This is a genomic window from Psychromonas arctica (genome assembly GCF_038155225.1).
Lineage (GTDB): Bacteria > Pseudomonadota > Gammaproteobacteria > Enterobacterales > Psychromonadaceae > Psychromonas > Psychromonas arctica_B.
Window position 1 is genome coordinate 1 of record NZ_JBAKBA010000012.1, and the last position, 20,756, is coordinate 20,756.

General features: G+C 36.6%; 20 protein-coding genes and 1 rRNA gene. 13 read left to right on the forward strand and 8 right to left on the reverse strand.

All coding sequences use genetic code 11. From position 1 onward, the window contains the following. Positions 1–200: 200 nt before the first annotated feature. The 9 genes from rrf (at position 201) to V6255_RS06800 (ending at position 7,249) form a co-directional block, all read left to right on the forward strand. Positions 201–316: ribosomal RNA gene (rrf, locus tag V6255_RS06760) — 5S ribosomal RNA — on the forward strand. 305 nt (positions 317–621) lie between these two features. Continuing rightward, positions 622–1,050: a DUF3859 domain-containing protein gene (locus V6255_RS06765; protein WP_341627471.1), complete on the forward strand. Its 429-nt coding sequence runs from the start codon at positions 622–624 to the stop codon at positions 1,048–1,050. Between the two features lie 67 nt (positions 1,051–1,117). Beyond that, positions 1,118–1,828 (forward strand): AraC family transcriptional regulator, encoded by a 711-nt coding sequence (locus V6255_RS06770; protein ID WP_341627472.1) that lies wholly within the window; start codon positions 1,118–1,120, stop codon positions 1,826–1,828. Between the two features lie 114 nt (positions 1,829–1,942). Then, positions 1,943–2,878, forward strand: a complete 936-nt coding sequence (locus tag V6255_RS06775; RefSeq protein ID WP_341627473.1) for a DMT family transporter — start codon at positions 1,943–1,945, stop codon at positions 2,876–2,878. A gap of 173 nt (positions 2,879–3,051) precedes the next feature. Next, on the forward strand, positions 3,052–3,975 hold the full coding sequence (locus V6255_RS06780) for an ABC transporter ATP-binding protein (RefSeq protein ID WP_341627474.1): 924 nt from the start codon (positions 3,052–3,054) through the stop codon (positions 3,973–3,975). Beyond that, complete coding sequence (locus V6255_RS06785) at positions 3,965–4,738, forward strand: ABC transporter permease (protein ID WP_160063228.1); 774 nt, start codon at positions 3,965–3,967, stop codon at positions 4,736–4,738. The genes V6255_RS06780 and V6255_RS06785 overlap by 11 nt, the downstream gene beginning before the upstream one ends. Next, entirely contained in the window at positions 4,735–5,412 is a 678-nt protein-coding gene (gene trmB / locus V6255_RS06790; RefSeq protein ID WP_160063226.1) for a tRNA (guanine(46)-N(7))-methyltransferase TrmB, read from the forward strand. The genes V6255_RS06785 and trmB overlap by 4 nt, the downstream gene beginning before the upstream one ends. A gap of 112 nt (positions 5,413–5,524) precedes the next feature. After that, positions 5,525–6,577, forward strand: a complete 1,053-nt coding sequence (gene msrP, locus V6255_RS06795) for a protein-methionine-sulfoxide reductase catalytic subunit MsrP (protein ID WP_341627475.1) — start codon at positions 5,525–5,527, stop codon at positions 6,575–6,577. A gap of 39 nt (positions 6,578–6,616) precedes the next feature. Next, positions 6,617–7,249 (forward strand): protein-methionine-sulfoxide reductase heme-binding subunit MsrQ, encoded by a 633-nt coding sequence (locus V6255_RS06800; protein ID WP_341627476.1) that lies wholly within the window; start codon positions 6,617–6,619, stop codon positions 7,247–7,249. A gap of 91 nt (positions 7,250–7,340) precedes the next feature. Here V6255_RS06800 and V6255_RS06805 read toward each other — a convergent pair whose 3' ends face one another. From V6255_RS06805 to dksA, 8 genes are all read right to left on the reverse strand, one after another. After that, on the reverse strand, positions 7,341–8,480 hold the full coding sequence (locus V6255_RS06805) for a glycerate kinase (RefSeq protein ID WP_341627477.1): 1,140 nt from the start codon (positions 8,478–8,480) through the stop codon (positions 7,341–7,343). Between the two features lie 248 nt (positions 8,481–8,728). Continuing rightward, positions 8,729–9,109, reverse strand: coding sequence for an aspartate 1-decarboxylase (gene panD, locus V6255_RS06810; protein ID WP_341627478.1), 381 nt, complete (start codon positions 9,107–9,109; stop codon positions 8,729–8,731). Between the two features lie 68 nt (positions 9,110–9,177). Beyond that, a complete protein-coding gene (panC, locus tag V6255_RS06815; RefSeq protein ID WP_341627479.1) occupies positions 9,178–10,032 on the reverse strand; it encodes a pantoate--beta-alanine ligase in 855 nt (284 codons plus the stop codon). 64 nt (positions 10,033–10,096) lie between these two features. Then, positions 10,097–10,891: a 3-methyl-2-oxobutanoate hydroxymethyltransferase gene (gene panB / locus V6255_RS06820; protein WP_025562606.1), complete on the reverse strand. Its 795-nt coding sequence runs from the start codon at positions 10,889–10,891 to the stop codon at positions 10,097–10,099. 63 nt (positions 10,892–10,954) lie between these two features. After that, positions 10,955–11,437, reverse strand: a complete 483-nt coding sequence (gene folK / locus V6255_RS06825; protein ID WP_341627480.1) for a 2-amino-4-hydroxy-6-hydroxymethyldihydropteridine diphosphokinase — start codon at positions 11,435–11,437, stop codon at positions 10,955–10,957. Beyond that, entirely contained in the window at positions 11,430–12,776 is a 1,347-nt protein-coding gene (pcnB, locus tag V6255_RS06830; protein WP_425355913.1) for a polynucleotide adenylyltransferase PcnB, read from the reverse strand. The genes folK and pcnB overlap by 8 nt, the downstream gene beginning before the upstream one ends. 201 nt (positions 12,777–12,977) lie before the next feature. Next, positions 12,978–13,871, reverse strand: a complete 894-nt coding sequence (gene gluQRS / locus V6255_RS06835) for a tRNA glutamyl-Q(34) synthetase GluQRS (protein ID WP_341627481.1) — start codon at positions 13,869–13,871, stop codon at positions 12,978–12,980. A gap of 84 nt (positions 13,872–13,955) precedes the next feature. Then, entirely contained in the window at positions 13,956–14,405 is a 450-nt protein-coding gene (dksA, locus tag V6255_RS06840; RefSeq protein ID WP_025562610.1) for an RNA polymerase-binding protein DksA, read from the reverse strand. 270 nt (positions 14,406–14,675) lie between these two features. On the opposite strand from dksA, the gene hrpB reads away from it, so the two are divergent. The 4 genes from hrpB (at position 14,676) to V6255_RS06860 (ending at position 20,745) form a co-directional block, all read left to right on the forward strand. After that, positions 14,676–17,156 carry an ATP-dependent helicase HrpB gene (gene hrpB / locus V6255_RS06845; protein ID WP_341627482.1) on the forward strand — a complete coding sequence of 827 codons (2,481 nt, stop codon included), beginning with the start codon at positions 14,676–14,678 and terminating at the stop codon, positions 17,154–17,156. 128 nt (positions 17,157–17,284) lie between these two features. Beyond that, positions 17,285–19,516, forward strand: coding sequence for a penicillin-binding protein 1B (gene mrcB / locus V6255_RS06850; protein WP_341627483.1), 2,232 nt, complete (start codon positions 17,285–17,287; stop codon positions 19,514–19,516). Between the two features lies 1 nt (position 19,517). Further along, on the forward strand, positions 19,518–19,937 hold the full coding sequence (locus V6255_RS06855) for a SufE family protein (RefSeq protein WP_341627484.1): 420 nt from the start codon (positions 19,518–19,520) through the stop codon (positions 19,935–19,937). Next, positions 19,930–20,745, forward strand: a complete 816-nt coding sequence (locus tag V6255_RS06860; protein ID WP_341627485.1) for a DUF3108 domain-containing protein — start codon at positions 19,930–19,932, stop codon at positions 20,743–20,745. The genes V6255_RS06855 and V6255_RS06860 overlap by 8 nt, the downstream gene beginning before the upstream one ends. Positions 20,746–20,756 lie beyond the last annotated feature (11 nt).

The window sequence follows — 20,756 nt, forward strand, 5'->3', positions numbered from 1 at the left end:
TATTGAGCTAACTTGTACTAATTACCCGTGAGGCTTAACCATACAACACCTAAGTGGTGTTGGTGTTTACCAAGACACATAGAGTGGATACTCTTTAAACTAGCGCTTGTGAAGTATATTTACATAGATAAATTTGTAAGATGAAACAATTTCAGAATTAGAACATATCGACTATTAGCTTTTCTAATTTATTTTTTATGCTTGGCGATAATAGCGCTGTGGTACCACCTGATCCCATGCCGAACTCAGAAGTGAAACGCAGCTGCGCCGATGATAGTGTGAGGTCTCCTCATGTGAAAGTAGGTCATTGCCAAGCGCCTAATTAAACGAACCCAGTAAGTTTTTTCTTACTGGGTTTTTTTAATTCTGTTGATTTATGAGCTACGTAGAAAGTAGGGCGAGTATCGCGACAGCAATATGTGATAAGCGGTGGAGCTCTGCGACACCTTTCCCATTGCCAAGCGCCTAATACGATAATCCCTGTTGACTGACGTCAGTAGGGATTTTTTCGTTTTAGGGATTTTTTCGTTTTAGTGATTTAGTCATTAATAATATTTGCTGACTAGCTCTTAATTTATTATTGGTATACTGTGGTGTATTTTTATTAATTGGTAGGAAAATATGGCTAAGAAAAAGCCTGAGGTCAAAATACAAACATATGGCATTCACTCTAAATGGGATTCAAAATCTAAAGCGTTGCCTAAAATATTAACATTTACCACCGATATCCCTGCAGAGATAGATATCGAATTTGGTTTTATAGTCAACGTAAAAAATGCACGTGGTAAGAAAGTATTTTATTGTATCAATCATCCCAACATCCATAATAAATCAGGTGAACCTTGTGATGCGTTTACTGGCGAAGTACACATTACCAATAACGATTGGAGCTTTTATCTAGGGGACACTATTTGGTCACCTATTGAAGATAAGTGCGGGCCATGGCATATGACAATTGAACTCGATGCTACAGTTATAGCAGATAAAACCTTTAAAGTGTTCTCTAGTGAGTCTAATACTCCTGTAAAACAACGATTTGCTTACTTATAAGCTTTTATTTTACGAAACTTGCACTGATTAGATCCAATTAAAACAACAGAATAGTGAAGGTTATATCATGGTAAAAAATTTGTTATCCATTCGTTCATATAGTACAAAACCTGCTACTCATTCACATCCTTTTAACCAACTTGTTCTTCCTCTGCGCGGAGTTATCAATATACGTGTTGGTGATTTCAATGGAAAAGTTGCACCCGGTGAATGTGTTGTTGTTAAAACGGATGCAGAACATTTATTTACTGCTGATGCGCAAGCTCGATTTGTTGTCGCGGATATGCAAGATCTACCTGATAATATTAACTATTCACAGCGTATCGTTTTTGCAATTAACCATTCGCTTAGCTGTTATTTAACTTTCATTGAAAGCCAATTAGAAAACAAAATTAATGAAAAAGTTGAACAAAGTATGTTTGAAATGTTTACTTTGTTATTACAAGAGCAGCCTATATTAGCCAAAATCGATCATCGTATTGGTACCGCGATTTCATTTATTGAACAAAATATGATGAAACAGTTACAAATAAAAAATTTAGCGGAATTAGCTTGCCTCAGTGAAACCCAATTTAAGAAGCTTTTCAAACAAGAAACTAATACGACAGTTATGAAGTATGTAACAAAACTTCGTATGGAAAAGGCACAAGCTTTATTAACACATACCGATTATCCATTACCTATCATTGGTGAAAAAGTAGGGTATCAAGAACCATCTGCTTTTAGCCGAAAATTCTCGCAGTATTTTGGTTTTCCACCCAATAAATTTAAAAGATAAAGTTAGTCGTAATTGTTAACAATTACGTCTTAATTGTTAAATACTCTCCCCACCATTAACTTATCCTCTTCTTTCTAAAGCTCTTATCTACAGTTACCACTTAAAGGTTTAAAAATGGAAAGTCATAAAGGATATTTTAAAGGTATTTTGGCCATTGTTATTGCTAGTTTTTTGTGGGGGACAACAGGTCTTGCTGCAAGCTATTCTGAAACCGTAAGTCCTTTAGCCATTGGCGCATTGTCTAGTCTAATAGGTGGGATATTATTAGTGATTACTTCTCGTAACAAACTATTAATAGATTACAAACTAATGTTGCAACAACCTGCATTGTTACTTCTAGGGGCAATCTCTGTTGCTATTTATCCTTTAGCATTTTATAGCTCAATGCGTCTGTCTGGTATTGCAATTGGTACTGTTGTGTCTATTGCTTCTGCGCCTTTATTTGCAGCTGTCCTTGATCGTTTAATAAGTAAAAAATACATTTCATTACAATGGTTTTTGAGTTTCATCATTGGTGCTATAGGTATTATCTTATTAGTACTAGGTAAAGAGCAAAGCCACCTTGAAGCTAATAATTTACATGAAGAAGCATTCGGTGCTTTATTAGGCTGTGTTGCTGGCTTAGCCTATGCATCCTACTCATGGGTTGCAAAGCGATTAATTGAAAATGGCGTTCATTCACGTTCATCTATGTCTGGTTTATTTGGTTGTGCAGCGCTTTTATTGTTACCTCCGCTCTGGTTTACCGGCGATAATTTATTTTCTAATTCAACAAATATAAGCATTTCTCTATATATAGGGATAATTCCTATATTTATGGGGTATTTATTATTTGGCTTTGGATTGAATTTTATCGATGCAAGTAAGGCAACATTGATTACGCTGATTGAACCGTTGATCGCTACTGTTCTTGCGGTTTGTATTATAGGTGAAAAATTTAAAGTGATCGGTTGGGTAGGTGTCTGTTTAGTTTCATTATGTTTGTTAATACAAACTATTAAACCCCCATCTTTAAATACAAGAAGAGCAGAACTTGTGCGTAGCGAGTAACTTTGTGTCTTAACTTATTTCCCTTTGATAAAACATAACAACGTTCTTTATTTGTTAATGCTATTTTCAGTTCTATTTGATGATATAATTTACGACTGTTTAAATATTTATTTCATCGTAACTGTCTCATTATTACGGTGTATGTTTCATTAATTATTAAGGCTCTTATTGGTATGAATGCAATTGAACTTCAGGATATAACGAAAACCTATAGAGGCGGAGTAACAGCATTAAATGGCGTTTCTTTGAAAGTAGCAGAAGGTGACTTTTATGCTTTGTTAGGTCCGAATGGGGCTGGTAAGTCGACGACGATTGGTATTATTTCTTCTCTAGTGAATAAGAGCTCAGGTAAAGTAAGTATATTTGGTTATGATTTAGATACACAGCTTGAGTTAGCAAAAAGCCAAATAGGATTAGTGCCACAAGAATTTAACTTCAACCCTTTTGAGCCACCTTTGCAAATATTGGTTAACCAAGCCGGTTACTATGGTACTCCACGAAAAGAAGCATTTATCCGAGCAGAGAAGTATCTGAAGCAACTCGATTTATGGGGGAAACGTAATGAACCTGCAAGAGAGTTATCTGGTGGTATGAAACGTCGTTTAATGATCGCCAGAGCACTAATGCATGAACCAAGATTATTAATTCTTGATGAACCAACTGCAGGTGTTGATATTGAGTTACGTCGTTCTATGTGGCTGTTTTTAAAAGAGCTTAATAAACAAGGTGTGACTATTATTTTAACCACTCACTATTTAGAGGAAGCTGAAAGTTTATGTCGTAATATCGGTATTATTAATAAAGGTGAATTGGTTATTAATACGAGCATGAAAGAGTTAATTGGACGTTTAGACAGTGAAACGTTTATTTTAGATGTCAATTCTACTGCGCATTTACCTGAGACTATCGATTTCAAATTCACGGTAATCGATGAGCGAACGGTAGAGTTAGAGTTAGCTAAGGCACATTCATTAAATAATGTTTTTGAATTATTAACCGCGAAAGGCATTGAAGTGAAAAGTCTTAGAAACAAATCCAATCGCTTGGAAGAGTTATTTTTAGAATTAGTTAAAAATGGAGTTATCGATGCTAAATAAACAATATGTAATAGCACTAAAAAGTATCTGGGCTAAAGAGGTTAATCGCTTCTTACGTATATGGGTACAAACTTTAGTACCGCCTGCTATTACAATGTCTTTATATTTTGTTATTTTCGGTAACCTCATTGGCGAAAGAATTGGCGACATGAATGGTTTTAGCTATATGGCTTTTATTGTGCCGGGTTTGATCATGATGTCGGTTATTACTAATTCTTATTCTAATGTAGCTTCGTCATTTTTTAGCGCTAAGTTTCAACATAATATAGAAGAGTTATTAGTTGCGCCCGTACCAAATTATCTCATTATTTTTGGATATGTTGGAGGAGGGGTTGCACGTGGTTTAATGGTCGGATTCATTGTTACTTTAGTGTCATTATTCTTTGTCGACTTACACATTTATAACGTATTGGTATTGATTGCAAGTGTGCTATGTACTTCTATTCTCTTTTCAATCGGTGGTTTATTAAATGCCATTTTTGCTAAAACCTTTGATGATATTAGTATTATTCCTACGTTTGTTTTAACACCCTTAACTTATTTAGGTGGCGTATTTTACTCTATCTCTCTACTGCCTGATTTTTGGCAAGGTGTTTCTCATTTCAACCCGGTTTTTTATATGATTAATGCTTTTCGTTATGGCTTCTTAGGTGTTTCTGATGTGCCTATTGTTTGGTCTTTTGTGGTGATATTTACCTTCATTATTATAGGTTATTCATTAGTGGCTATTTTACTTAAAAAAGGCGTAGGTATTCGTTCATGAATGAGTTTACGGGAGATTCAAGAGTTATTTCATCTAACCAAGTTGGTTTACATGAGAAGTTAGATGAAGTGGTATTAAAGCATTTGCAACATGACTTTAAAAAACCTTATCAAACACATACATTAGCGGCCTTTAAAGAAGTTGAAAAATGGGTCGAGCAACAGGGGAAACCTATTATATTCGATTCATGCTGTGGGGTAGGTGAGAGTACTTATCACATTGCTAAAGCGCACCCTGAAGCGATTGTATTAGGTATGGATAAATCTGCAGATCGGTTATCAAAACATCCAAGTGATGGTGAAGCATTGATTGAAGAGCTGGATAACTATCGTTTATTACAAGTAAACCTTAATGATTTCTGGCGTTTAGCGGTAGAAGCTAATTGGACGCTTTCACACCATTATTTGTTGTATCCAAATCCGTGGCCTAAATCTAAACATTTACAGCGTCGCTGGCATGGTAGTGCGGTATTTCCTGCTATTATTAAACTAGGAGGTAAATTTGAGTTGCGAAGTAATTGGTTTACTTATGTAGAAGAATTCCAGAGATCGCTTCAGCTTGCGAATGTAGAAAGTTGTACTGAAATTTATAAAACTGATCATGCCATTACCCCTTTTGAACGTAAATATTGGGCAAGTGGTCAACAATCTTTACGTTTAATATGTGACTTATAAGAAAGGTTATTAACTATTTTATTATTTTCTTTTATTAGAACTTTAATTAAATAATTGAAATAATATTTGTATTTTATAGGTCTGTCTTTATTGAACTCTTTGAGGAAAAGATATGCTTATAAAAAATAAGAAAAAATCGCAGTTAAAAGAATCTGATTTAACCAGTGAGTCGTTCTATAAAAAACGCCGTAATCTCATAAAAGGTATAGGGTTTGCTGCTTTATCTTTACCTTTGGCTAAAGCGGCAAGCTGTAAAGTGTTTGATCTTTTTGGTAATGATAAAAAGGTTGATGTTTTTGGTAATAATGTTGAGCTGGAAGAGGCGTCAGGTGCCTTTAAACGATCTCCTTTACAGTTTACTAAAAACACTAACTTCCAATCTTTAACCCCTTTAACCCCTGAAAGCAAAGTTATTGCCTATAATAATTTTTATGAATTTGGTGTAGGCAAGGGCGATCCAGCAGAATTTTCTCAACAATTCAAAGTAGATCCTTGGTCTTTAACAATTGATGGTTTAGTTGATAAACCGATTACTTTGAATTACGAAGATTTGTTGAAAACATTTGATATAGAAGAGCGTCTATACAGAATGCGTTGCGTTGAAGCTTGGTCAATGAATATCCCATGGTTGGGATTCACACTAGCTTCTTTATTAAAAAAAGCAGGCATCAAATCTAATGCTAAATTTGTACGGTTTGAGACTGTTTATGATCCTGAACAAATGCGTGGTCAACAATCTCGATTTATTGGCGGTAGCATAGACTTTCCATACGTCGAAGCACTTACTATTGCTGAGGCAATGAATCCATTAGTATTACTTTCAGTTGGTTTATATGGTAAAACACTAGCACCACAAAATGGCGCTCCTATTCGTCTTGTTGTGCCATGGAAGTATGGTTTTAAAAGTATTAAATCAATTGTAAAAATTACCCTTACAGATAAAGCACCAGTTAATACATGGCAAGCGCTTGGCCCTGATGAGTATGGTTTTTTTGCTAATGTAAATCCGCGTGTTGATCATCCACGTTGGAGTCAAGCAAGTGAACGTTTTATTGGTAATGGAAATGTTTTTCAACAAAAACGCCGACCTACTGCTATGTTTAATGGCTATGGTGAAGAAGTTGCTCATTTGTATAAGAATATCGACTTAACACGTTATTTTTAATGGCATCAATAATGACGAGTAAATTTAAAGGATTATTTTATGACTAAACTGCCGCCGGCAACGATTACTTTTATTAAATTGATTATTCATTTTATATCGATATGTACATTAACGTATTTGTACTTCTTAATTGATAGTAATCGGCTTGGGGCAGATCCAGTAAAAGAAATGATACATTTTTTAGGTAAAACAGGTTTAAACTTCCTAGTCATTACACTTGCTATTACACCTTTAAGTAAACGCCTCAAACAACCGTTATTAGGTTGTTTAAAAAGAGTATTAGGTTTGTATTCATTTGCTTGGATTAGCTTACACCTTACTGCTTTTCTTTGGTTAGAGTTAGACTGGCAAGTGAAGTTCTTATTTGACGAAGTAATTAAAAGACCTTATTTAACACTAGGAATGATAGCTTGGATTATTTTATTAATGTTAAGCATTACATCACTAAACGCAATTAAAAAAAGAATGAAGAAAAGCTGGTGTACTTTACATCGTTGGGTATACGCAGCCCTAGTATTAGGTGCAATACATTATTATTGGTCAGTAAAATCAGGTGTGATAGAACCAACTATTTATCTTGTTATCTGTATTGTTTTGTTGAATGAACGTCGTCATTATTTTAAATCATTATTAAAACCTTTTTTTAAATCGCGTAAAAAAATATCAACTTAAACAATTATCAACTTAAACAACGATGCTTTTTACATATATCCGTAAAAAGCATCTTTGTAAGAGCAAATATAGAGATAATTAAGAAACAAATTTAAGCTCGTTTTAATGCGAATATTTTTGCTATATTTTCTGCTACATTTGCTACATTGTCATGTGCTTCCGCAAAAGCTTGTTGTAATGTAATTGCTCCAGGCACTGCGGCAAATACAGCATCAATCCCACATCCATAAACAGCTTGATGATCTTTGCCTAAACTACCTGCAATACCAATCACTGGAATATCAAACTGTTTTGCTATTTTCGCAACGCCCATTGGTGTTTTACCATAAATAGTTTGGCTATCAATTCGACCTTCACCGGTAATCACTAAGTCAGTTTTATCCATATAGTGGTTAAGCTGAACGGCTTCTAAGACCAAGTCGATACCAGGCTTTAATGTGGCATTAGTAAATGCCATTAAAGCGGCACCCATACCTCCTGCTGCGCCTGCACCAGCTTGATTAAGAACATCGATATTAAATTGTTGCTTAATACAGTCACCGTAATGTTTTAAAGCATCATCTAATAACTGAATATCTTCCGGTGTCGCTCCTTTTTGAGGCCCGAATACATGGCTTGCACCATGGTTACCGCACAAAGGATTATCTACATCACAAGCGACGAGTATTTCACAATTGCTTAAACGCGCATCTAACCCATCAATATTAATTGATTTTATATGCTGTAAACCTGCACCATTAGCTACTATGTTTTGGTTATCTTTATCAAGAAAACTAACGCCTAGTGCGCTTAACATCCCGATACCGCCATCATTAGTAGCACTACCACCTAAACCAATAATTACTTTAGTCGCGCCATGGTCTAATGCGGCTTTTATCAACTCGCCGGTACCATAACTTGACGTTAGTTTAGGATCGCGTAAATGCTCTGGAATATGGTGAAGTCCACTGGCAGCTGCCATTTCTATTACTGCAGTATGGCTGCCATCACCTAGTCGCCCATAGAATGCATCAATACTTTCTGAAATAGGGCCTGTTACTTGTAAATTAAGTATTTCTCCCTGGGTTGCATCAACTAAGGATTGTACAGTGCCTTCTCCACCATCAGCGACAGGAATTAAGCAATAGGTCGCTTCTGGGAATACACGTTTAAAGCCGGTTTCGATAGCAATACAAACTTCTTTAGCCGTTAAACTTTCTTTAAATGAGTCGGGGGCGATAACTATTTTCATGTCTACCTCTATTTTATAGGAGTGATAAGCTTAATAAGTATACGCATATAATTGCTGTAATACCTTATTCTAATATTAGGAATTTTTATTAAAAGGTTTTTGAATTCGAAGGTGAGGTCATTAAAGATAGTTAATCGGTCTTTCTGGTATGTGTTTGTTATGTGAGGTTATCTGGGGAAGTTAGAAACAAAAAAGCCGTTAATACTCAATATTAGCGGCTTTTATAATTGCTTTAATAAGTTAGCTTATTAAGCTACTTGAATGGGTACATCTTTGCTTGTGCGGACAATGTTATTGTCTTTATCTAAATACACTAAGCTAGGTTTGTGACCTTCAATTTCATTAGCATCAAAACTTGCGTAAGTACAGATGATGACACGGTCACCAACGGCAGCTTGACGAGCTGCTGCACCATTTACTGAAATGATTTTTGAACCACGTTCACCTACGATTGCATAAGTTGAAAAGCGGTTACCGTTATCGATATTATAAATTTCGATTTGTTCGTATTCTAAAATACCTGATTGCTCAAGAAGGTCTTGATCGATTGCACATGAACCTTCGTAGTTTAATTCAGCGTGAGTTACGCGAGCTTGATGCAATTTACCTGTTAGCAGTGTCTTTTTCATACAGAACCTTTGATTCTAAAAATTTAAAATGAGTGTCTTTTCAGCAGGGCGACTATAAAGTAAAAACTTTATTGGCGCAAATTAACAACTAGGTTATCAATTAAGCGAGTCTCACCTAAGAAAGCGGCCATTAGTACCACAGCTTGTTTACTAGCTGCATTTAAAGGCGCTAATGTAATTGGGTCAACCACATGAATTTTATCAGTTTTAAAGCCTAACTGATCCAATGCTTGGCTGGCATCCATTATTGATTGTTTATAGTTTTCTAAATTTGATTGCACACTTTTACCTAGATTATTCATAACCTCTGCAAGTTTAGGGGCAATTAATTTTTCGTCTGCAGATAACTTTCCATTGCGAGAGCTCATCGCTAAGCCTGATGCTTCACGAACGGTAGCGACTGGAATGATGTTAATTGGCATTGCCAAGTCAGTTACCATTTGCTGAATAATACTCAGTTGCTGGAAGTCTTTTTCACCAAAACAAGCTACATCAGGTTGAACCAAGTTAAATAACTTAGTGACAATAGTGCTTACACCGCGAAAATGACCTGGGCGTAATTCACCTTCCAAACAATCAGACATACCGGGTACTTCAATAAATGTTTGTGCATTTAGCCCATTTGGGTAAATAACGTTTGCGCTAGGTGTAAATACGATATCAACGCCAGCTTGTTCAAGTTTGGCACAATCTTCAGCTAAGGTTTTTGGATAGTTATCCAAATCGCTTTGATTATTAAATTGCATTGGATTTACAAAAATACTGACAACTGAAATATCAGCATGTTGTTGACCTGCTTTAACTAATGTTAAATGGCCTTGATGTAAGTTACCCATGGTAGGGACAAAACTCACTTGTGCACCTTGCTGTTTAAGCTTTTTAATTTCACTGCGTAGTAGTGTTGGATCTTGAATTACTTGCATTACTAACTCTTAATAAAACGATTAATGACGACAATATTTCTGGTATTCGTGAATACAACTCGCTTTAGTAGAAGCTATGTTCAGAACCTGGGAAAATTTTATTTTCTACTTGTTCTTTATAGAGCTCAACAGCGCGACGAATATCACCCGTTTCTACTAAAAAGTTCTTAGAGAATTTAGGACAAAAACCTGCTGAAATACCAAAAGCATCATGCATTACTAATATTTGACCATCTGTTTCAGCGCCAGCACCAATGCCAATAACGGGGATATTTAATGCTTTAGTTACGCGTTCTGCTAATGCAACAGGTACACATTCAATCACTAATAATTGAATACCTGCTTTTTCTAATGCTAATGCATCTTCAATTAATTTATCAGCTTGTTCATCAGCACGACCTTGTACTTTGTAACCACCAAATACATTAACTGATTGAGGTGTTAAACCTAAATGACCGCAAACCGGAATGCCACGTTCAATTAACCCTTTTACTGATTCGCTTAACCAGGTGCCGCCTTCAAGTTTCACCATATTTGCACCTGAACGCATTAGCGTTGCTGCATTATTATAAGTTTGCTCGGGAGTGGAGTAAGACATGAAAGGTAAGTCAGCAATGATTAAAGACTTTTCTGTTGTGCTTGCAACAGCTGCTGTGTGATAAGCAATATGCTCTACAGTGACAGGTAATGTAGAGTCATGCCCTTGTAATACCATACCTAAAGAATCACCCACTAATAAAACTTGAATATCAGCTTGATCGAAAATAGCCGCAAAACTAGCATCATATGCGGTAATACAGGTGATTTTCTCTTGCTCTTGTTTCATTTTAGCTAAACGAGAAACGCTTATTTTAGCCATTATTGCTCCTAACTAGCAGTGTGATTTGACAGGTGAATGATTTTACTGCGCTAATGAATTAATTCAACCTGTAATAGCGGTCAAACCGTTTTTATCACAGTGTTTAAGCATTTCGATCAATGAAGTGCCATCGGGCATTTGTAGAGTAGGGGCTATTTCGAATAATGGATAGAGCACAAACTCTCGTTCTTTCATTCCATAGTGAGGAACCGTTAAACGATCATTATCAATCGCTTTATCACCATAAAGAATAATATCTAAATCTAATGTTCTGGGTCCCCAACGGTTTTCTTTACGTTCTCGCCCTTGTGCTTGCTCGATGGCTTGTAGCGCATCAAGCAATTCAATCGCTGATAATGTTGTGTCTATCTTGGCGATAGCATTAATATAATCAGGTTGATCCTGAGGGCCCATAGGCGCACTACAATATAAAGAAGAACAAGTGACAAGTGTTGTATCTTTTATATTGTTTAGTGCGGTAATGGCTTGTTTTGCTTGTTCAATCGGTTGTGCTTGGTTACTGCCAATTGCAATATAACTAATCATTGCTTTTACTCACGACAGGCTTACGTTTTGCTTTGTTATAGCGGCGTTTTTTCGCTGGTCTATCAGCATCAGGTTTGAACTCTTTTGCTTTATTAACATTGCTACGTGCATAATTATGCTCTGGTAACTTGTTATGTAATTGGTATTCTTCCCACCATGCTGTTAGCTCAGCGAGTTCACGGCTTTGTTCAACGCGGGCTCTTAATGCTAAGAAGTCAAAAGCGGCTCTAAATTTTTCATGCGCATAAACACGTTGAGCGCGTTTACCGCCAAAGCGAGGTAGACGATGCTGTAAAATCCAAATATCACGAATAGCAGCAGTAAAGCGTTTAGGAATGGCAATTGTTTTAACTTGAATCGTTAACACTTCATTCATTGCGAGCATAAATGCATCATGCAGCTCGATACCACTTTCAAAGCTCATTTCTTGTGCGCGTTGTTCAAGTGGGTACCATAACATCACGGCGTAAATATAAGCGGGAGTGACACGCTTACCTTCAGATATACGCTTGTCAGTATCCATTAATGCTTGTTCAATCATTTTAGTCGCTTTGTCATCTTCACCATCTTTAAATAAGATGGGGAATAACACTGCTAACAACTTGTATTCTTTTAATAGACGGTAAGTCGCTAAACCTTGACCTGACAATAATAGTTTAATGACTTCATCAAAATGTCGTGCTGCTGGTATATCTTGCAATAATGGCGCTAAACGGCGAATCGGTTCTGCACATTCATCACTGATTGATAAATCTAATTTAGCAGCAAAGCGGATTGCACGTAGCATACGAACAGGATCTTCACGGTAACGTACTTCAGGCTCACCAATTAAGGTTAAACGACGTTGCGCCAAGTCATCCATACCACCACAGAAGTCATACAGTGAGAAGTCTGCAATGTCGTAATACAATGCATTAACCGTAAAATCACGACGTTCCGCATCTTCTTCTAAAGAGCCGTAAACATTATCACGAAGCAACATGCCTTCTTGTGATTGTTTTACTTTTTGTTTGTCTTGCTCTGTTTCATCATGGTGGCCACGGAATGTAGCGACTTCGATAATTTCACGACCAAATAAAATATGTGCAAGACGGAAACGACGACCAATTAAGCGACAGTTTCTAAACAGTGCTTTTACTTCTTCAGGTGTTGCGTTTGTTGTGATATCAAAATCTTTTGGCTTTAAGCCTAATAATAAATCACGTACGCCACCACCAACCAATAAAGCGCGATAGCCTGCGTTATGTAAACGGTATAAAACCTTTAATGCATTTTCATCAATATCAGATCGAGAAATAGAGTGCTGTTCGCGTGGGATCTTATATTGATCTAACGAAATAGCAGCTTCTGTCGTTTTTTTCTTTTGAAATACTTTTTTTACGAGTTTGCTTAAGCGTTTAATAGCTTTATCCTCTGCATCTATTTAGATGGAATTAGTCTGAAAAATGATGCGCTTATTTTATGTGCGCTAATTATTAAAAACAAATTAAATTTATGTCTCTTAACGTTGTCTATTATTTAATACTATAAAGGACGTGATTCATATTTGAATCTCTAATTGTTTCGGTACGTTATCTAATGACCAATATTCTGTTGCCCATTTTAAAATTTCACTGCATGTATTTAGCGCCATATTATCTGGAACAGGGTGCCCTAAAAAAGCTAATACCCGTTTTAAGGTGGGTACTGGGTCTTGTTTATTAACGGCAACAGCATGGTTTTGTTTAGATAACTTAACCCCTGGCTCCGTTACTGCTAATGGAAGATGCACATAGTTTGGAATATCTGCATTCAATAGTTGATACAAACTTATCTGCTTGCCGGTGGTACTGATTAAGTCAGCCCCTCTCACAACTTCCGTAATACCCTGCTGAATATCATCAACGACGACGGCTAAGTTATAGGCATATAAACCATCTTTTCGTTTAATGATAAAGTCATCGTCAATCTGAGTGGAGTCTAATACCACTCTACCTTGTAACTTATCTTCAAAGTGTGTTGTCTTATTGATAATTGATAATAAATTAATACGCAGCGCATTACCCATCATTACGTTATTTTTATCACGACACTGGCCTTGGTAATAGCCACCTTGTTGTTTAATCATTTTACGAGTGCAACAACAGGCATAACATAAGTTACGTTTACTAAGCTCTTTTAACACGGCTTCATAGTATTCGCTTTGTTGATGTTGGTAAATCACCTTTTCATCCCATTGCAAACCATAAGCTTGTAATGTTTCAAGGATATCTTCACTGGCGCCTGCAATTTCTCGAGGAGGGTCGATATCCTCAATACGAACTTGCCAAATACCTTGTTGAGATTTTGCCTGTAAATAGCTACCCACTGCCGCAACCAAAGAACCAAAATGTAATGATCCTGATGGTGACGGAGCAAATCGACCTATATAAGGTTTATTCTCTTTTAACGGCAACTTACTTCCTACAATCTTACTTTTTGCATAAACAAAAACGGTTAGCAAATGCTAACCGTTTTTCAGTTTGTTTAATCGCTTGGATTAACCAATACTTTGTTTTTCTTTTATTTCAGCTAGTGTTTTACAATCGATACATAAGTCGGCAGTAGGGCGAGCCTCTAAACGACGAATACCAATTTCTACACCACAAGATTCACAAAAACCAAAATCATCTTCTTCGATTTTCTTTAATGTTTTAGAAATTTTCTTAATTAAACGACGTTCGCGATCGCGAGCACGTAATTCTAAGCTAAATTCTTCTTCTTGTGTTGCACGGTCAACAGGATCAGGGAAATTTGATGCTTCATCTTTCATGTGATCAACAGTACGGTCAACTTCTTCACGTAATTGAGTGGTCCAAGCCGTAAGAATATTAGTAAAGTGTTCACGTTGCGCTTTACCCATATACTCTTCGCCAGATTTCTCTTGGTATGGCTCTACTCCAGCAATTGCTAAAATACCGAGTGTTTTTTTGCTTTTAATAGCAGGCATAAATTTTCCTTCTTCCGATGCTGAATAAAATCTTTAAACGCATCAAAACGGTGATAAATATAAACAATAGGTCGAACAAACTTTGCTAACATAGAGGCATCAGTTTTTTTTCGGCGCTATCTATAGCAAGTATTGTTTGTAAAGTCAAATAAAGTGTTACTAATTGTAAACTTATGATCTTGTTTTTGTGCTATGTATTGTGTTTTCAACAATCTTGTTTTATTCACTGTATTTCTTTTATCTATTTATTTTTTAAGGGTTGTTGCATCAATGTTACCTATTCAAGCTGTGTTGCCTGAGCTTAAACAACAACTTTCACTTTGTTCACAGGTTATTCTTCAAGCACCTCCAGGGGCGGGGAAATCGACTTACTTACCGTTAATGCTATTAAAAGAAAAATGGTTTACTGGTAAAATTATTATGTTGGAACCGAGAAGGTTAGCGGCGCGTAATATTGCACATTATCTTGCCAAACAATTAGGGCAACCTGTTGGACAGCAAATTGGTTATCGTTTACGTGGTGAAGCTAAAGTAAGCGCAGAAACACAATTAGAAATTGTCACTGAAGGCATATTAATTCGTTTACTGCAAAATGATCCTGAATTAACGGGGATTGATTTAGTTATTTTCGATGAGTTTCATGAACGCAATTTACAGGCAGATTTAGGCTTAGCCTTATGTCTTGATACGCAAGGCAGTTTGCGTGAAAACTTATCTTTATTGATTATGTCTGCAACCTTAGATAATCAATCACTCCAACAGCACCTTCCTGACGCGGCTTATGTAAGTTGTGATGGAAGAAGTTTCCCTATTAAATATATTTATCAACCTGTGCTTGGTCGTGGGCTCAATACGGATAAGCACAAAGCATTGGTGTCTTTAGTTGAAACCGCTTATCAAGAACAAAAAGGCAATATATTAGTCTTTGTAGCGGGAGTCAGAGATATTTTACAATGTTGTCGTGACTTACAACAATGGATTAATACACATAAGCTACCTGTTTTATTAGCACCTCTCTATGGAAAACTCAGTTTAGATGAACAGCAATTAGCGATTCAACCGCCTCTACCTAATATACGGAAAATAGTGGTTTCTACCAATATCGCAGAAACCAGTTTAACCATTGATGGTATTACTGTTGTGGTTGATTCTGGTGTCGAAAATACTTTTAAATTTCAAGCTCAAACAGGTTTTGGTAAATTAAAAAGTCAAACCATCAGTGAAGCAAGTGCAATTCAACGAGCTGGACGATCAGGGCGACTAAGTGCCGGTACTTGTTACCGCTTATGGGCTAAAGATAAACGGCTGGCAGCACAGAGCGAAGTCCCTATCTTGCAAAGTGAGTTAACGTCATTAATGTTAGAAATATGTGCCTGGGGCGTCACTGACCCGAGTCAACTGCCTTTTTTAACTCAGCCCCATGAAAAAAATGTGCAAGTCGCCAAACAACTATTGCAAAGTATTGATGCTATTGATGAGCGTGGCCGTTGCACTGCACATGGTGAAAAAATTATTGAGTTTGCCGTTACGCCACGATTAGGGCACATGGTGATTAAAGCACAAACCTTAGCCAAAACATTAGATGAGCCGAATCTGGTTGCTTTAGCTTGCTTATTAACTGCCTTTTTAGAAGGAAATGAAAAAAGTAGTGATGATATTATTGCCGAGCTCAATTCAATTTCATACTCAGTAAAAACACAATATCAAGCGTTATTAAGAAAGTGTAAGGTCAACGCGCCAAGTATTGTACCAGTGCAATACTGTGGCTTGTTATTAGCTATTGCGTTTCCTGACCGTATTGCTTTTAGTCGCGGGCATAGCCAGCAACATGATTATTTACTCAGTAACGGGGCTGGAGCATGTTTAGCGAACCATTCAATGCTGCTCAACGAAAAAATGCTGGTGGTTGCTGATTTAGGGCTTTCAGAACAGAAATCGAATAGTCTTATTTTTAAAGCTTGTGCGATTGATTTAGAAGAGATCAAAAAATACCTCCCACATTATATACAATCTACCGATTACCTTTGTTGGTCATTAAAAGAAAATAAGTTAATCGCTGAACAACGAACAATGCTAGGTAAAATTACCCTTAATAAAGCACCATTAGCTCAAGTCAGTAAACAACAAAAACTGAAAGCCTTGTTAAATGGATTGCGTCAAGCAGGTTTATCTATGTTGTATTGGAGTGAAGTGAATAAAGCCTTGTTAACTCGTTTACGTTATGCTTCTTTACAATATGAGCAAACAGGTATTATCGATTCAGTTGATTACAGTGAAAGCATTTTATTGGCCGAACTAGAAACGTGGTTAGCGCCTTTTTGTATTGGCATTACACAACCAGAACAATTTAAAAAAATCGATTTAAAAGCCGCACTGTTATCGCGCCTTAATTGGCAGCAGCAACAGACATTTGAGGCGCATTTTCCATTAACTATTTCTGTGCCAACAGGATCGGCAATAAAATTAGCGTATCGAGAACAACAAAATCCGTTGTTGTCAGTTAAAATGCAGGAATTATATGGGCAAGCTCAAACCCCCTGTATTTTTGAAGGACGAATTAGTATTCAATTAGCGTTGTTATCGCCAGCCATGAAACCGTTGCAAGTAACACAGAATTTAAGTTCATTTTGGTCTGGTGCATATAAAGAAGTACAAAAAGAGATGAAAGGGCGGTATCCCAAGCACTTTTGGCCTGATGATCCAGCAAACGCAATTGCAACGCGTAAAACAAAAAAACATTTATCCAAATGATGATATGAAAACCTAAACAACGTAGGATCGGTTCTTCGCTATGCAACTCTCATTTTAAAAAGCTAGCGTTAATAAGAATCTACCGTTCAATCTCTATCTTTTAAAAAATTGAGTTAAATAAACCTGTTATGGCAAAAGCACCTAAAAAAGAAAGTACTAAAGCGACTCCTAAAGCTAAACCTAAAGAGAGCACTAAAAGAAGTGCCACTAAAAATCCTAAAACAGTACGTAAAACGACAGATGGTAAAGCGAAAAAAACAAATAAAAAATCCAATAAAAAGACCTTGAAACAACGTATTTTAAGGTCTATCTGGTCGTTTATTTGGAAAGCAAGTTTAGCGTTTATTGCCTTTATTGTTATTTCAGGAATTTATTTCGATAAAAAAATATCCAATCGATTAGATGGTTCCACTTGGACATTGCCTGCCACTTTATACGCGCGTCCATTATCATTAGAAGTGGGGTTACCTTTAACTAAAAGCGCCTTGGTGAGTGAGCTTAAATTGCTCAATTACCGCGCTGTAAGGTCAATTGAAAGTGCGGGACAATTCGCAGTTAAAGGCGAAGAGGTCATTATCTATCGTCGTGCTTTTAATTTTCCTGAACGGTCTGAGCCTGCTGCATTAGTGCGAGTTAACTTTGACGCTCAAGGGGTTAGTGCTTTAAAAAATCAACAGCAAGTTAATATAAATGGGTTTCGTTTAGAGCCTTTATTGTTAGATAGGCTTAATAGCAAACAAATCCAAGATCGGGTTTTTGTACCCTTTGAGAAAATTCCTGATTTGTTTGTTAATACCTTAATTTTAATGGAAGACCGTGATTTTTATCATCATCAAGGTGTTTCTCCTTTTGCCATTTTAAGAGCATTTATTGTTAACTTTAAAGCAGGCCATACGGTGCAAGGAGGCAGTACTTTAACGCAACAACTTGCGAAAAACCTATTCTTAACACAAGAGCGAAGTTTATGGCGTAAATTTCAAGAAGCTTACATGGCGGTGTTGATTGACCATAAATACAGTAAAGACAAAATATTAGAAGCTTACTTGAATGAAGTTTATCTTGCGCAGAATGGCGCCACAGGCATTTATGGTATTAGTTTAGCGAGTAGCTTTTATTTTGCTCGTCCTATTGATGAGTTACGCATTGAGCAAATAGCATTAATGGTCGCAATTATAAAAGGGCCTTCTTATTATAATCCTCGTCGTAATCCCAAGCGTGCAATGGCTCGTAGAGACTTAGTATTACGCCTGATGCTTGAACATCATTATATTAGTACTGCACAATATAAAATTGCAGTGAAAAGCGATCTTAACCTAAGCAATGTAAAAGCATTGAATAATCGTGCAAACCCAGCATTTGTGAGTTTGTTGAACCGAGAGTTAACCAGTAATGTGCCTGCTAGTATTCGTAAGCAAAGTGGGCTATCAATATTTACGTCGATCTCTCCTCTTGCACAAAAGAATGCTGAAACGGCCATTCAAAATGGTATTGCCAAAGTACAGAAAAAAGATCAGCATGACTTACAAGGTGCAATGGTGATCACTGACCGTCAATATGCAGAAATACGCGCATTGGTATCCGGTAAAGACGTTAAATTTAGTGGTTTTAATCGTGCGTTAGATGCAAGCCGTCCTATTGGTTCGTTGGTTAAGCCCCCGGTTTATTTAACCGCATTAGATAACGGCTATAAACTGTCTGATATTTTGAATGACAAAGAAATAGTACTTAAAAATAGTACAGGCCAACGTTGGAGACCTAAGAATTACGACCGAAAATTCCGTGGTGAAGTGACCTTAGAACAAGCGCTCGTTAAATCCTTAAATGTACCGACGGTTAACTTAGGGATGACAATCGGTTTGGATAATGTCATCGATAGTTTGCATAAAATGGGGATAGATGAAAAAATACGTGCTTACCCGTCATTGGTGCTAGGCAGTGTCTCGTTATCACCATTTCAAGTGGCGCAAATGTACCAACCGATCGGCATGCGTGGAGTGTATAAACCGTTAACCATGATACGCACCATCGTTTCAAGTGATGGCGTTCCTTTATATCAGCGTAGTCCTGCTGCACGTCAAATATTCTCGCCTGATTCTGTCTCACAACTTTCTATTGCATTACATAAAGTGACAACAGAAGGGACGGCTCGTAGTTTACGTTGGCGTAATCCAGGACAATATTTTGCAGGTAAAACTGGGACTACTAATAATTTGAATGATAGTTGGTTCGTCGGCTATGACTCAGATGAAGTGGTGACGACTTGGGTCGGAAAAGATAATAACAAAAGTGCAGAATTAACCGGCAGTAGTGGAGCATTGGTTTTATTCTCCGGTTACATGAAAGAAAAAATAGGAAAATAGCGTGCAGCAATTAACATCCATTAGTAATTTTGAACAACTTGAAAATGCTTTTATAGAAAACAAAAGTTGGGATAAACAATATCGATTAATTATTCAACTGGGTAAGTTATTAGACAGCCTACCGGAGTTATTAAAAAGTGAAGCTAACCAAGTAAAAGGTTGTGAAAGCTTAGCGTGGTTAGTTATTTCTGAACAAAATGGTCATTATGATTTTGCCATGGACAGCGATACTCGCGTTGTAAAAGGATTAATGAAAATTGTCTCATTGATTTTTCAAGGTAAAACAAAACAACAAATTCAGCAAATAGATTGCAATGAACTATTTAAGCGATTAGGGCTACTAAGTCATTTAAGTCCGTCACGTGCGAATGGTCTATTTGCCATTATTCATAACATTAAAGGAGTCAATCACATTGACTAATATTCGATTTTTAATCATCTTTACTAGCTTGTTTTTTTTGTTAACAAAACCAGCTTTTTCCATTACGACTGTAGATAAAACAACAAACGAACATACTATTTCAGAACAATCTGAAGTGACTACAACAGGCACGAAGGCTAGCGCTAAAAGAGACGAGGCCTCTTTTGTAAAAGAAAATCCTAATCAACAATTTATTTACGCAGTTAACTATAAAGGCATTTCAATCGGTGAAATGAAGCAAGAGTACCGTTGGAAGGGGAAAGATGTAGCGGTTAACTCTGTGGCTGATTTTTCTTTTTTATTGTTTTCATTTGGCGGCAGTCAACAATCTGATATTTACTGGAATGAATTGCAGCAAATATTTTTAAGTCGTTCTTTTTACCGTGAAAGCATTGGGTTTAGTACTGTTAATATGACTGCTAAATTTGATGAGACAGGGCATCATTCGCAAATTGTTAATAATGGTGATAAGTCTGAATACACTAGTGAAGAAGGGCCGATAGTTGATTTTAATACTATTAACTTACAGATCAGTGAAGGTTTAAAAGTAGGTAAAACTGACTTTGAGTTTTATATGCAAACGTCTGATGATATTGCACATTACTTTTTCCAAGTAAAAGGGAAAGAGATGATTAAAACCAAATTTGGTGAAGTTGAAGCTTACCGTGTTCAACAGGTAAGGAAAAAAGATCGTACTTTTATTGCGTGGTTTGCTCCTCGATTCGACCATCAAATGGTTAAGTTTGAATACGAAAGAAAAGTGTTAGATATCAATGGTGAATTAATCAAATATAACACTGAATTTTAAGGTTATTACAC